The organism is Catenulispora pinisilvae (assembly GCF_015356865.1).
Classification (GTDB): Bacteria; Actinomycetota; Actinomycetes; order Streptomycetales; family Catenulisporaceae; genus Catenulispora; species Catenulispora pinisilvae.
On the sequence record NZ_JAAFZA010000280.1, the window covers coordinates 1 to 12,700 of the forward strand.

11 protein-coding genes and 1 pseudogene are annotated in these 12,700 nt (G+C 70.5%); 7 read left to right on the forward strand and 5 right to left on the reverse strand.

Going from position 1 to position 12,700, the window contains the following annotated elements:
• The first annotated feature begins 136 nt into the window (after positions 1–136).
• Together fxlM and IZR01_RS42735 are read left to right on the forward strand one after the other, a co-directional pair.
• Entirely contained in the window at positions 137–1,543 is a 1,407-nt protein-coding gene (fxlM, locus tag IZR01_RS42730; RefSeq protein WP_323747256.1) for a methyltransferase, FxLD system, read from the forward strand.
• A gap of 123 nt (positions 1,544–1,666) precedes the next feature.
• Positions 1,667–2,683 carry a DUF3048 domain-containing protein gene (locus IZR01_RS42735; protein ID WP_194927161.1) on the forward strand — a complete coding sequence of 339 codons (1,017 nt, stop codon included), beginning with the start codon at positions 1,667–1,669 and terminating at the stop codon, positions 2,681–2,683.
• A 17-nt stretch (positions 2,684–2,700) separates the two neighbouring features.
• Here the strand turns inward: IZR01_RS42735 and IZR01_RS42740 are convergent, their stop codons facing one another.
• Positions 2,701–3,600, reverse strand: coding sequence for an AurF N-oxygenase family protein (locus tag IZR01_RS42740; RefSeq protein WP_194898389.1), 900 nt, complete (start codon positions 3,598–3,600; stop codon positions 2,701–2,703).
• A 189-nt stretch (positions 3,601–3,789) separates the two neighbouring features.
• Between IZR01_RS42740 and IZR01_RS42745 the strand changes: the two genes are divergently transcribed.
• On the forward strand, positions 3,790–5,208 hold the full coding sequence (locus IZR01_RS42745) for an MFS transporter (RefSeq protein WP_194927162.1): 1,419 nt from the start codon (positions 3,790–3,792) through the stop codon (positions 5,206–5,208).
• A 75-nt stretch (positions 5,209–5,283) separates the two neighbouring features.
• Here the strand turns inward: IZR01_RS42745 and IZR01_RS42750 are convergent, their stop codons facing one another.
• Together IZR01_RS42750 and IZR01_RS42755 are read right to left on the reverse strand one after the other, a co-directional pair.
• Positions 5,284–5,697, reverse strand: a complete 414-nt coding sequence (locus IZR01_RS42750) for a peptidoglycan-binding domain-containing protein (protein WP_194898387.1) — start codon at positions 5,695–5,697, stop codon at positions 5,284–5,286.
• 97 nt (positions 5,698–5,794) lie between these two features.
• Positions 5,795–6,562 carry an AraC family transcriptional regulator gene (locus tag IZR01_RS42755; RefSeq protein WP_194898386.1) on the reverse strand — a complete coding sequence of 256 codons (768 nt, stop codon included), beginning with the start codon at positions 6,560–6,562 and terminating at the stop codon, positions 5,795–5,797.
• Positions 6,563–6,682: 120 nt separating this feature from the next.
• Here IZR01_RS42755 and IZR01_RS53835 point away from each other — a divergent pair, with 120 nt between their 5' ends.
• Positions 6,683–7,804, forward strand: coding sequence for an MFS transporter (locus tag IZR01_RS53835; RefSeq protein ID WP_194898393.1), 1,122 nt, complete (start codon positions 6,683–6,685; stop codon positions 7,802–7,804).
• A gap of 79 nt (positions 7,805–7,883) precedes the next feature.
• Here IZR01_RS53835 and IZR01_RS42765 read toward each other — a convergent pair whose 3' ends face one another.
• Positions 7,884–8,384: a MarR family winged helix-turn-helix transcriptional regulator gene (locus IZR01_RS42765; RefSeq protein WP_323746645.1), complete on the reverse strand. Its 501-nt coding sequence runs from the start codon at positions 8,382–8,384 to the stop codon at positions 7,884–7,886.
• A 107-nt stretch (positions 8,385–8,491) separates the two neighbouring features.
• Here IZR01_RS42765 and yczE point away from each other — a divergent pair.
• Positions 8,492–9,079, forward strand: a pseudogene (gene yczE / locus IZR01_RS54570) (membrane protein YczE); the annotation flags it as partial.
• Between the two features lie 31 nt (positions 9,080–9,110).
• On the forward strand, positions 9,111–9,683 hold the full coding sequence (locus IZR01_RS42770; protein ID WP_194927163.1) for an NADPH-dependent FMN reductase: 573 nt from the start codon (positions 9,111–9,113) through the stop codon (positions 9,681–9,683).
• Here IZR01_RS42770 and IZR01_RS42775 read toward each other — a convergent pair.
• Complete coding sequence (locus tag IZR01_RS42775) at positions 9,656–10,609, reverse strand: LysR family transcriptional regulator (protein WP_194927164.1); 954 nt, start codon at positions 10,607–10,609, stop codon at positions 9,656–9,658. The two genes, IZR01_RS42770 and IZR01_RS42775, sit on opposite strands and share 28 nt — an antisense overlap.
• A 71-nt stretch (positions 10,610–10,680) precedes the next feature.
• Between IZR01_RS42775 and IZR01_RS42780 the strand changes: the two genes are divergently transcribed.
• Positions 10,681–11,619, forward strand: coding sequence for a DMT family transporter (locus IZR01_RS42780; protein WP_194927165.1), 939 nt, complete (start codon positions 10,681–10,683; stop codon positions 11,617–11,619).
• The last annotated feature ends 1,081 nt before the right edge of the window (positions 11,620–12,700 follow it).

The window sequence follows — 12,700 nt, forward strand, 5'->3', positions numbered from 1 at the left end:
CATCCGCACCATCGCCCACGCCGGCTGCCGCCCCCACCCCGCGCTCCCGCAGCACCCGGAGGAGGGAACGCGGTATGAAAAGGCTTATTCGCTGTACGCGGCGGGGGAAGAAGGCTGATGCGAGGAGGTGCGTCGGGTGGCGACGGGTGGTGCGGACGGGTCCGATGACAGGGTTGGGGGTAGAGCGCGGGGCGGCGATGGAGCGCGGGCAGGCTCGGGCGCCGACGCAGGGGCTGGCGCGGACGCGGGCATTGGCTCGGGCTCCGGAGATGAGCCCGGCACCGGCACCGGCTCGGGCTTGGGCGCTGATCCTGCTCGCGAATCGGCCGACTCCGCCGAGGCTGCCGCCTACCGGGCGGCGCTCGCGGATCGCCTCATCGCCGAGGGCGCCGTCACCACAGCGGAGGTGGCGGCGGCTGTGCGGGTGGTGCCGCGGCACCTGTTCACGCCGGGGTTGGCGTTGGGCGTCGCTTACGCGAATCAGGTTGTGTTCGTGAAGCGTGACCGGTGGGGGGTGCCAACGAGTTCGGTGAGTGCGCCGGATATTCAGGCGATCATGTTGGAGCAGGCCGATATCCGGGCTGGGATGCGGGTGTTGGAGGTTGGTTCGGGTGGTTATAACGCGGCGCTGATGGCCGAGTTGGTGGGGGCCGGTGGGGAGGTGACGTCCGTCGACATCGATCGGCAGGTGGCGGAGCGGGCTCGGCGGTGCCTGGACGCGGCCGGTTATGGCGACGTGCGTGTGGTCGTCGCTGATGCGGAGGCCGGCGTGCCGGCGCATGCGCCGTATGACCGGATCGTGGTGACGGTCGAGGCGTGGGATCTGCCGCCGGCATGGCGTGCGCAATTGACGCCGCACGGGCGCATCGTCGTGCCGCTCCTGCTGCGGGGCATGACTCGGTCCATCGCTCTGGATCGGGAGGGCGACCGGTTGGTCAGCCGGTCCACGCGGCTGTGCGGCTTCGTCAAGATGCAGGGCGCCGGCAGTCATCCGGACGCCGGGTACGACCTCGACGACGGCGACCTCAGCGTCGACGTCGACGACCTCCGGGCCATTCCCGGCGCCGCGCAGGTCGAAGCGCTGCTGGAGGGCCCGCGCGCGGAGCGCTGGTCCGGCGTGCACGTGTGGCGCTGGGAGCCGTGGGACACGCTGCCGCTGTGGCTCGCGACTGTCTTCCCCGGCTACTGCCAACTCAACGTCCACGCGCCAGATACCGAAGCGCTCAAACCGGCCCTGGCCACGGGCACGCCGGCCATCGCCACCCCGACCGCGTTCGCGTACCTCACCGCGCGCCCACTCCCGGACGGCCGCATCGAGCTCGGCGCGCACGCCTTCGGCCCGGACGCCGCGGCCCTCGCCTCCGACCTGGCGGCGAGCACAGCGGTGTGGGACCGCGACCACCGGCAAGGGGCCGGCCCGGTCATCACCGCGTGGCCCATCGACGCGCCGATCCCCGACAAACCGATCCCTGACACACCGACGCCCGCCGCCGACCTGATCGCGGTCAGGGAGCACGTCCGGCTGACTGTCGACTGGCGATAGCCGCCAGAATCCACGCGGCGGGCTCCTCAGGCGTCCCACCGGATTTCGCATCGACCAGACCAAATCGGGTAAACGGACAATCGTCGCTCCGTGCGAAGCACCACCGGGGAGGAGCACCGACCCATGCGATCCCGTGCCCGCGCCACAGCCGCCCTGACCTGCTGCGCCGCCGCCCTGTCGGTCACCGCCGCCTGCGGCCACAGCCACAACAAGCCGGCCGCCGCGCCGAGCACCCCGCCGGTGACGTCCCCGACCTCGACGCCAGGCGGGTCGCCGAGCGACGTCTCGCCGCTCACCGGTCTGCCGGGACCGGCCGGGAAGGTCCTCGCGGTCAAGATCGACAACATCGTCTACGCCCGGCCGCAGACCGGCCTGGCCGCCGCCGACGTCGTCTACGCCATCGAAGTCGAAGGGGGCCTGTCGCGCTTCCTGGCCGTCTACGACGCCAACCACCTGCCGGCCGGCGGCAAGATCGGCCCGGTACGCAGCGCCCGCGAGAGCGACCTGCCGATCCTCGAACAGTACGGCAAGGTCGACTTCGCCTACTCCGGCGCCCTGAGCGTGTTCCTACCGGTACTGGCGTCCGCGGACATCTTCAACACCAGCCCCGACCAGGACGCCGCCGCCTACTCCCGCGACGACTCACGCATCGCGCCCTACAACGAGTACCTGAACCCGACCAAGGTCCTGGCCGACTTCCCGAACACCGCCGCCGCAAAGGACATCGGCTTCCGGTTCGGGGCCGCGCCGGCCGGCGGCGTGCCGACCGCGACCGCCACCGCGCGCATGCCCTCGGCCTCGTTCACCTTCACCTGGGACGCGGGCAAGGGCGAGTACCTGATCGACCTCGACGGCAAGACCGCGTCCACCACCGACGGCGGCCCGCTCGGTGCGCCGACGATCGTGCTGCAGAAGGTCGCCGAGACGACCTCGCCGCGAGGTTTCCACGACGTCCCCGACCAGCTCTCGCCCTACGCCCCGACCGTGGGAAGCGGCCAGGCCGAAGTGCTGCGCGACGGCGACTCATACGCCGGCACCTGGTCCCGGCCGAACGACGCCAGCCCGACCAGCTTCACCTTCAACGGCCAGCCGATGCCGTTCCACCCGGGCCAGGTGTGGATCGTACTCACGCCGCAATAGCAGCTATCTACACGAAATCAGGCCACGAACCCAGACCGCCGCCACCGCTTCAGCGTCGGCCCGCCCATCAGCCCCAGCTCCTCGAAGAACGGCACCACCTTCGCCGCCGCGCGCCGCTTCACCTCCAAGTGATGCGGATTCCCCTTCGCCATCCGGCGTGCCGCCACCGGATCGGCGATCCCGACCCGCTGGTACACAGCCGGGTTCGCCATGAACTCGCCGACCACCACCGCGCTCTCGGCGGCGACCAGCCGGGCGTGCTCGCGCTCCAGCCGGCCGGCGCGTGCCATCCGGCGGGTCAGCGCCTCGCGCGCGTAGTTCACGTGCCGGGTCTCCTCGATCACGTGGATCTTCGACACCTCACGCACCAGCGGCTGCACCCGCTCGTCCCGGATCATCTCGCGCTGCATCACGTCGACGATCTCCTCGCCCATGAGCGTGCCCACCCACATCGGCGCGCCCTGCAACAGCACCGGGACGTAGCGGCCCAGCGTGTTCAGGTAGCCGGGACGTCCGTAGGGCCGGGCGCCGACCTTCTCGATCATCCGGATGAACATCAGCGAGTGCCGGCACTCGTCGCCGACCTCGGTGTACGCGTACTGCACGTGCCGGGACTCCGGCCGGTGCCGCTCATAGGCCATCTTCAGCAGCATCCGCATGAGGATGGTCTCGAACCAGATCCCCATCGACATGATGTTGACGATCTCCTGCTTGCTGAGCTCGACCCGCTGCTCCGGCGTCATCCGCTCCCACAGCGGCGTCCCGTACAGCGAGACGTGCTCGGGCACCGCGTAGAACAGGTCCGGGGGCTGCGGCTGCTCCCAGTCGACCTCGTGCACCGGATCGAAGGAGTGCTTGGCGGAGGCGTCCAGCAACCGTTCCGCCACCTGCTCACGGTCGAGTGTCCCGCGCGCCATGGTCCCATCCCCTCGCATCCGGTTCGTCGACCGGAACCGTCCGGGTTACCAGCGGTAACCTATCGCCAGTTTGGACACGGGGGGCTTCCGTGTCAAGGATCGCGCGCTCACCGGCCGACCCGGAATTCCGTAGACGCAACGCATCGTCTACTCTAAAAGTCTCACCGTCCCGCGAAGAAGGCACCACTCATGATCGACAAGCCCCACCGCAACAAAGCCCTGCTGGTCGCCGGCTGCTTCTTCATGGAGATGCTGGACGGCACCATCGTCACCACCGCCGCCCCGCAGATGGCCCGCTCCCTGCACGTCAGCTCCGCCGCCGTCGGTCTGGTCATCACCTCGTTCCTGCTCACCTTCGCCGCGCTCATACCGCTCAGCGGCTGGCTCACCCAAAAGTGGGGCACCCGGCGGGTCTTCCTCGCCGCCATCGCCGTCTTCACGCTCGCCTCGCTCGGCTGCGCGCTGAGCACCACGCTGCCGTTCCTGATCGCGATGCGGGTTCTGCAAGGCCTGGGCGGGGCGATGATGGTGCCGGTCGGGCGGCTGATCGTGCTGGGCGGGGCCGAGAAGTCCGACCTGATGCGGCTCATGTCCTACATCGTGTGGCCCGGGCTCATGGCCCCCGTTCTGGCGCCGCTGGCCGGCGGGCTCATCACCACGTACGCGTCCTGGCCGTGGCTGTTCGGGATCAACATCCCGCTCGGCGTCATCGCGTTCGGCATCGGGTGGCGCCTCATCGAGGCCACGCCCACCACGGCCCCGCCGCGCCTGGACTGGATCGGCGTCGTCCTCACCTGTGCCGGGCTGGGCGGGCTCACCTACGCCGCGCACCTGTTCTCCGACACCGACATCTCCTGGACCGCCGCCATCGCCACCACGCTGGTGTCGGTCGGGCTGCTCACCGCCGCCGCCCGGCACCTGCTGCGGGCCACGGCGCCGCTGGTGAATCTGCGAGTCCTGCGAATCCCCACGCTGCGGGCGTCGGTCGGCGGCGGTTCGCTGTTCTGGATCGTCGTCGGCGCGGGCCCGTTCCTGCTGCCGCTGCTGTTCCAGAACGTCTTCGGCTGGAGTGCCGTCAAGTCCGGGGCGGTCGTGCTGTTCATCTTCGTGGGCAACATCGGCATCAAGCCGAGCACCACGCCGCTGCTCAACCGGTTCGGCTTCCGGCCGGTGCTGGTCGCCTCCACCCTGGTGATGGCGCTGACGATGGCCGCCGCCGGGCTGCTCACGGCCGGCACGCCGATCGTCCTCACCTGCACCCTGGTCCTGGTCAGCGGCGTCGCCCGCTCGGTGGCGCTGACCGCGTTCACCACCGTCGCGTTCAGCGACGTGCCACCGGAGCAGATGCGCGACGCGAACTCCATCAGCGCCACAGCCAACCAGCTCGCCGCCGGACTGGCCATCGCCGTCAGCGCCATCGCGCTGCGGGCCGGCGGACCCCTCGGGCACCTGCTGCCGGGAACGCCCGACGCGCGGACCGCTTACACCGTCGCGTTCCTCATCCTGGCCGTGGTCTCGGTGTGCGTGACCGGCACGGCCCTGCGACTGCACCCCGACGCCGGGAACCGCGTGCGCCGGGCTCGGACTGCCGTCGCCGTCAAGGGCTAGCGGAAACCCAAGGAGGCGCCCCGTCGGTGTTGATCGGAGCGCCCCTATCGGTTCGGTTCAGCAGATCGGTTCGGTTCAGCAGAACTTGCCGGAGGAGACCTGGTCGTCGAGCGCGGTCCAGGTGTTCGGGCCGATGATGCCGTCGGGGTTGGTGACGTGCATGCAGTGGATCTGGAAGTTCTTGAGCGCGGCCTCGGTGGCCGAGCCGAAGTCGCCGTCCTCGACGATGCCGTTGTACGAGCCGCTGCCGTAGTTGGTGGAGTGGCCGAACGCGTAGGCGACGTCGATCTCACACTGGGCCTGGTACACCGCGATGCCCTGGCTGCCGACATACAGCTGCGGCTGGGCGTTCGTGTATCCGCAGATGCTCGAAGTCGCGGCGTGCGCCGGCGCCTCGGCCACCATCGTGCTGGCACCGACGGCGAGAACGCCGACGACGGTCGCGGCCAGGCGGCGGCGCAGCGGCTGAGCGAGCGAGAGATTTGTCATGGTCTTGTTCCCTTCCCGGAGGTCGTCACCAAGACCATGCCGAAGGAGCGTGGCATCAACGTGGCAGTTCCGTGCTATCGCCGTGGCAGCTTCGGACTCAGCCTTCCTTGGCCCGCTGTGCACTACTCCGGTAGGCCCCGGGGGTGGTGCCCGTCATGTGGGCGAAGGTGTCGACGAACGCGCTGGTCGTGGCCCACCCGCAGGCGTGCGCGGTGTCGGTGACGCTGGCGTCCTCGGCCAGCAGCACCATCGCGGCGAAGACCCGGGTCCGGGTACGCCACTGCGGATAGGTCATGCCGAACTCGTCGCGGAACAGCCGCGACAGCGTCCGCTCGCCGGTGTGCACCCGGTTGGCCAGCCAAGCGAGGGTGCGCGGGTGCCGCAGGTCGTCCTCGACGAGGCGGCAGGCGTCCTTGAGCCGCTGATCGCGCGCCGCCGGAAGGGAGACCGGCTGTGCTTCGACCCGGCGAAGCCGATCGCGCAGCACCGCGTGGATGTGGCGGGTCTCGCTCGGGGTGAGGGTGGCGCCGGTCAGCGCGATGAGCAGTTCGCGCAGCAGCGCGTCCACGGCGATCACCGTCGGGGTGCCGGCGTCCGGCAGCGGAGCCGGGCCCCCGGCCGGGAAACCGATGGTGTGGAACCGGCTCTGGCCGTGGAACCGGTGCTCGTGCCAGGTGTTCGCGGGCACCCAGACCGCGCGGTCGTTGGCGGCGACCCAGGACCCGTGTTCGGTGCCGATCGCGAGGACGCCGGAGCTGACGTAGATCAGCTGGTGGTCGTCATGGCGGTGCCGGTCGATGACGTCCCCGCCCTCGCGGTACTGGGTACCGGTCTTGGCTACCGGGTCGTGGCGGATCTGCGACATCACTCGGCAGAATACGGGAAGCGCACCCCGGCCGCCATCGGCGATCGTGGAGGGGTGACGACGACCCGAGCAGCCGACCCCGCCACCGAGCCGGACGCCGTCCCAGGCCACTGGCACCGGATGCGGATCTGGGCGGCCGCGCACGCGGTCGACGACTTCTACCAGGGCCTGGTGCCCGCCGCGGTCCCGTACTTCGTGCTGGCCCGGCACTTCAGCTACGTCCAGGCCTCCGGGCTCGCGCTGGCCACCACGTTCGGCAGCGCGCTGCCGCAGGTGGCGATCGGCATCCTGGCCGACCGGCGGCGGCTGCGGTGGATGTCGCCGCTGGGGATGAGCCTGGCCGGGATCGGGGCCGGGCTGTCCGGGCTGTTCCCCAGCTACCCGCTGGTGTTCGCGATGCTGCTGCTGGCCGGGATCGGCATCGCGATGTTCCACCCGCCGGCCGGCCGCGACGCCCGCCGCGCGGCGGGGGGCAGCGCCACGGCGATGAGCTACTTCGCGGCCGGGGGCAGCGTCGGCTTCTTCGTGGGCCCGGCACTGGTGACGCCGGCGCTGGACGGCCTCGGGATCGGCGCGACCGCGCTGTTCATCCCGCCGGCGGTGCTCATGGGCTTCATCCTGCTGCGCCATCAGCACCGCACCGCATACGCCGCGGGCACCCGGGTCCAGCACCACGGCGTCGACCACGTCAAGCTCTTCGCCGCCCTGACCGCCGTGGAGATCGTCCGCTCCACGATCTCGACCGGGCAGAACACGTTCATCTCGCTCTACTGGATCAAGCACCTCGGCGCGAGCAGCGCTCTGGGCGGCACGGCCCTGACCCTCGAACTCGGCGGCGGCGTGCTGGGCACCCTGCTCGGCGGGCGCATCGCCGACCGGTTCGGCATGGTCCGCACCGTCCAGTTCGGCAACGCCGCCATGCTCCCGGGCCTGTTCCTGCTGCTCGCCTGCGACAACAAGTACGGCGCGCTCCCGCTGGCGATGCTGACCGGGCTGATCTCCAACATCCCGTTCGCCGTCCTCATCAAGCTCGGCCAGGACTACCTGCCCAGCCGCCCGGGCACCGCGGCCGGCGTGACGCTCGGGCTCGCGATGAGCGCCGGCGGGCTGTTCATGCCGCTGCTCGGGCTGGTCGCGGACCACTACGGTCCGCGCGGCGCGTTCGTCACGCTGGCCTGCGTGCCGTTGCTGGCCATCGCGATGTCGACGGCGCTTCGTGAACCCGGGAGCCGGTCGACGTAGGCGCCCCGGGGCGTCGGTTTTCTGAGATCAGCCTTCTGGGATCAGTCTTGGGATCAGTTTTCTGGGATCAGTCTTGGGATCAGTTTTCTGGGATCCCCTCACCCTCGCCCTCCAGCGGCCCCAGCACCACATCGCCGATCTCCCCCAGCACCCTGATCTGCTCCGGGCTCAGGCGGTCGATCAGGTGCCGGCGCACCGAATGCACGTGGTGCGGCGCGGCCCGCTCGATGGTTCGGCGGCCCTGCGCGGTCAGCACCACGAACGAGCCGCGAGCGTCGCCGTCGACCTCCTCACGGCGCACCAGACCGCGCTGTTCCATGCGCGTGATGTGGTGCGACAGCCGGCTCTTCGACCACTGCATGTGGGCGGCGAGTTCGCTGAGGCGGCGGCGGTCGGCGGCGCCGGCGGTGGTCGGGGCGGTGGTCAGGTTCGACAGGACGTCGTAGTCAGCCTCCGAAAGGCCTGAGTCACGGGCCAGATCGCGGTTGATCTCGGCGCTGAGCAGCAGGCGCATGCGGCGGTAGGCCAGCCAGGCGCGCATCTCGTCATCATCCAGCCAGCGGGGCTTCGTCGTGGGCACGGGCCCAGCTTAGCGCTGTGGTTGACATGTCACCGATCATCGGCGCAGACTTGGTGACACGTCACCTGTTGACACGTCACCAATTGCCGATCGAAGGGAGATCCGTGATGCCGGCATCCGCACCGGCTCCCCTGCCGCGCCGACTGGTCCAGCTCTTCGTCGGGCTCGTCCTGTTCGGCGCCAGTACCGCCCTGATGGTCCGGTCGGGGCTGGGCCTGGCCTCCTGGGACGTGCTGCACCAGGGCCTGGCCCGGCACACCGGCCTGCCGCTGGGCCGGATCGTGATCATCGTCGGGGCGGCGGTGCTCCTGGCCTGGATCCCGCTGCGGCAGCGGCCCGGGTTCGGCACGGCGAGCAACGTCGTGCTGGTCGGCCTGGCCGCGGACGCCACCCTCGGCGTCCTGCCGCCGGTCCACGCTCTGGCCCCGCGCGCCGCGCTGCTCGGGGTCGGCATCGTGCTGAACGGCGTCGCCACCGGGCTCTACGTCGGCGCCGGCCTGGGACCTGGTCCCCGCGACGGCCTGATGACCGGCCTGGCCGCCCGGACCGGCGCCTCGCTGCGCCGGACCCGCACCGCGATCGAGGTCGCGGTGATCGCCGCCGGCTGGCTGCTGGGCGGGACCGTCGGCGTCGGGACGGTGGTCTTCGCCGCCGCCATCGGCCCGCTCGCCCAGTTCTTCATCACCCGCTTCGACACCACCCGTTCCGACACCACCGGAGGCCACGATGCCCCGCCTGCTCATCATCACCAGCACGACCCGTCCGGGCCGGACCGGGACCGCCGTCGCCGACTGGGCCCTGGGCCTGGCTCGCGAACAGGCGGGATTCGACGTCGCGCTGGCCGATCTGGCCGAGATCGGCTTGCCGTTCCTGGACGAACCCGATCACCCCTCTGAGAGCGCGTACATCCACGAACACACGCGCCGCTGGAGCGCGACCGTGGACGCGGCCGACGCCTTCCTGATCCTGGCCGCCGAGTACAACCGCGGGATCACCGCGCCGCTGAAGAACGCGCTGGACACCCTGTACTCGGAATGGGCCGGCAAACCGGTCGGCTACATCAGTTACGGCATGTCCTCGGCGGGGCTGCGCGCCGTCGAGATGATCACGCCGGTCGCCATCGCGCTGGGGATGACCCCGCTGCCGGACGTCGTGACGCTGCCGCTGCGCGAAGTCGTGGACTCTGACGGCCTGCTGGTTCCGGGCGAACGCAGGGAACGAAGCGTGCACGCACTTCTGGGCGAACTGCGGCGCTATTCCGAAGCGCTCAGTCAGTTGCGCAAGCCCGCCGCGACGTAGGCGCGTCCGTCCTCGTCCAGCCCGGCGGCGAACTCCCGAAGTGAGCGCAGCACCTCGGCGACCAGCGGCTGGGGCCACCGGCGCCGAGCGGTCACCGCGCCGATGTGCCGCACCGGCGCCGGGCTGCGCACAGCGACCGCGACCAGCTCCCCGCCGCGCAGTGGGTCCCGGGCCGAGGATGCCAGCGCCAACCGCGGCACGAGGCTGATTCCGACGCCCGCGGCGACCAGCGACTGCGCGAACACGAAGTCGCTGGACCGGCAGACGATGTTCGGCAGGTGCCCGGCCAGCGCCGCGTGGCGTTCGAGCACGACGGCGGTGGAGTGGCAGCCCAGGACCCAGCTCTGGCCGGCCAGGTCGGTGAAGTCCAGGTCCGGGCGGTCGGCGAGCGGATGCCCGGCGGGCAGGACGACGAAGAGCGGATCGCGGGTCAACGGGCTCCAGGTCACCGAGGCGCCGTCGGGCTCGCCCTCGCCGTAGTGATAAGCGATCGCGAGGTCTGCTTTACCGTCGCGGACCAGGGCGATGCCTTCCACGGCGTCGGCTTCTTGAACCGTCAGATCGATGCCGGGGTGCGCGGACAGCAGCCGGGCCAGCGCGTCGGGCAGCAGAAGCTGGCCGCCGGTGGTGAACGCCGCGACGGACAGCGACCCGGTGGCCCCGCGGACCAGGTGGTCGATGCGCGCCTGGGCGTCTCGGAGCTCGCCGGTCACGGCCTCGGCGGCGTCCACCATGATCCGGCCCGGCTCGGTCAGCCGGACGCCGCGCGGGCTGCGCTCCACGACGGGCAGGCCGAGCGACCGTTCCAGGGCGGCGATCTGCTGGGAGACGGCCGAGGGGGTCAAGGTGAGCGCGGCCGCCGCTTTCGCGAAGCTGCCCCGGCGCGCGACCTCGCGCAGGATCTCAAGCCGTCGGACATCCACCATTAGCGTTTCTTACCGCCCTTTCAGTAAGTCGGTACTTCTGCTGATGACTGTAGCGCGCCCATGCTGTGGCCATGACTCGTCGTGCCTGGTTCCTGTTCGCCCTGGTCAGTCTGCTGTGGGGGATCCCGTATCTGTTCATCAAGGTGGCCGTCGGCGACCTCGCGCCGCCGGTGGTCGTGACCGCGCGGACCGCCATCGCGGCGGCGATACTGCTCCCGATCGCGCTACGGCGCGGGGCGCTGCGGCCGCTGCGCGAGCGCCGGGGCACGATCGTCGTGCTCACCCTCACCCACATCACCGGCCCGTTCCTGCTGATCACCTACGGCGAGACGCACATCCCCTCCTCGCTCACCGCCCTGCTGATCGCGACCCAGCCGGTGATGATCGCGCTGATGGCGATGGGCGGATCGGACGCCTCGGAGAAGGCGACCGGCGGGCGGGCGCTGGGGCTGGCGGTCGGCCTGGCCGGGGTCGCGGCGGTCGTCGGCTTCGACGCCAGCGGCGACCGGCACCGGTGGCTGGGCGTGGGGCTGGTCCTGCTCGCGACCCTCGGCTACAGCGCGGCCGCGTTGCTGGTCAAGCGCAAGCTCTCCGACGTGCCGCCGCTGGGCGTCGTCGCCTCGACCATGACCATCAATACCCTGATCCTACTGCCGCTCGCGATCGCCACCCGGCCGCACCACACGCCCACCTCCGCCGCGCTGGGATCGGTGGCCGTGCTCGGACTGCTGTGCACGGCCGCCGCGTTCCTCGCCTTCTACCGCCTGATCGCCGAGGCGGGCGCCGGCCGCGCGTCCCTGATCAACTACGTCGATCCCGTGGTCGCCGTGCTCCTGGGCGCGTCCGTGCTGCACGAGCCGCTGCGGCCGAGTGCGCTGGCCGGATTCGTGCTCGTGGTGGCGGGTTCCTGGCTGTCCACACGCGGCAAGCGCGGGCAGCAGGCACCCGAACCGGCACCGGCGCTGGAACCGACACCCGCCCGCGCGCTCGAACTCGTCGACTGCGGCTGATGCCGATGCCGATGCCGATGCCGAGCACGCTTTCAGCCTGCGGCAAGGCGGGTTGCGCCAGTTCGCGACGTGAGTGCGCGGCGGCTCGGCGACGAGAGATCTGTTGTCGGTTGGGGTTTGTTGGGAGGGTCGGGCTGCGGTTGAGCTGTGGGTTTTACAAGCTTTTTACGGCCTTCGGTCATAGTTGAGCCGGTTCGGGGTCCGGGGCGGCGGGTTTGCTTGTCGGCTGCCGGTTCCCGCGTTCACAACCCCGCCGCACCTCAGGCCTCTTCCACTCCAGCAAATCCGGGCAAGGGCAAGATCAACAGCAAAGTCAAGGTCAAGAGCTGCGATGAAGAGCCGGGCCTCCGGCGGGCCTCGACAACCTCAGGGAAACTAGCGCGGTTCCCTAGGGTGGCCGAGCCAGTCTCAGCGGCGGCGGTTTGTGGGGTGGTGCGGTTCGTTCCCCACGGCCGCGTCGTCAGCCCGATGGGTACAGCACCGGTGTCCGGGGGTAAAGTCCGCGCGCTGCGGTTGGGTGTGTGACCTGCGGTTTTGTGCAGCGCGAACTTGACCCCCGGCCACCGGCACTGTAGGCGAAGCCCTGCCGACGCGACCGAGGGGAACGAACCGAAAACCAACCGGAAGAATGGCAATCGAAGGGTCCGACAACGCGGGTCGGCGATGCGGCTGCCGGTGAGGCCTTGGCGGCGGGCCGGTGGTCGATTGGTCGGGGACATGCCCGGGTGCGGTGAGGCCGTGCCACAACAACCAACCGCGACTGATATCCCCGGCTGGCCTTGCTGTCCGCAGCATCGGCTTTGGCGGCGAGGTCAATCCGGTAGCCGCCGGTGTCTGTCTTGGTAGTCGGAGCCGTCCGCACCCGCCAGCCCAGAATGCGCACCCCCGAGACTGCCGCGCTGCCAGCACCCAGACCGGCGGCCGAGCTCGCCGAGCCGCCGGTACCTCACCCCCCGTTTTGTATTTCTCCGGCTGAGACGTAAGTGTGGTGACGTTGCAGGTCAAGTTGGTGGTCGGGTTTAGGTTGTGGCTGGTGTTGGTTGGTCGTGGATGTCGACGGTGGCGCCGATGGAGTGGGCCA

Excerpts from the sequence above, each read along its gene's own strand:
- IZR01_RS42735 (WP_194927161.1), top strand. The coding sequence starts at position 1,667 with ATGCGATCCCGTGCCCGCGCCACAGCCGCCCTGACCTGCTGCGCCGCC.
- IZR01_RS42740 (WP_194898389.1), bottom strand. The coding sequence starts at position 3,600 with ATGGCGCGCGGGACACTCGACCGTGAGCAGGTGGCGGAACGGTTGCTG.
- IZR01_RS42745 (WP_194927162.1), top strand. The coding sequence starts at position 3,790 with ATGATCGACAAGCCCCACCGCAACAAAGCCCTGCTGGTCGCCGGCTGC.
- IZR01_RS42750 (WP_194898387.1), bottom strand. The coding sequence starts at position 5,697 with ATGACAAATCTCTCGCTCGCTCAGCCGCTGCGCCGCCGCCTGGCCGCG.
- IZR01_RS42755 (WP_194898386.1), bottom strand. The coding sequence starts at position 6,562 with ATGTCGCAGATCCGCCACGACCCGGTAGCCAAGACCGGTACCCAGTAC.
- IZR01_RS53835 (WP_194898393.1), top strand. The coding sequence starts at position 6,683 with ATGCGGATCTGGGCGGCCGCGCACGCGGTCGACGACTTCTACCAGGGC.
- IZR01_RS42770 (WP_194927163.1), top strand. The coding sequence starts at position 9,111 with ATGCCCCGCCTGCTCATCATCACCAGCACGACCCGTCCGGGCCGGACC.
- IZR01_RS42775 (WP_194927164.1), bottom strand. The coding sequence starts at position 10,609 with ATGGTGGATGTCCGACGGCTTGAGATCCTGCGCGAGGTCGCGCGCCGG.
- IZR01_RS42780 (WP_194927165.1), top strand. The coding sequence starts at position 10,681 with ATGACTCGTCGTGCCTGGTTCCTGTTCGCCCTGGTCAGTCTGCTGTGG.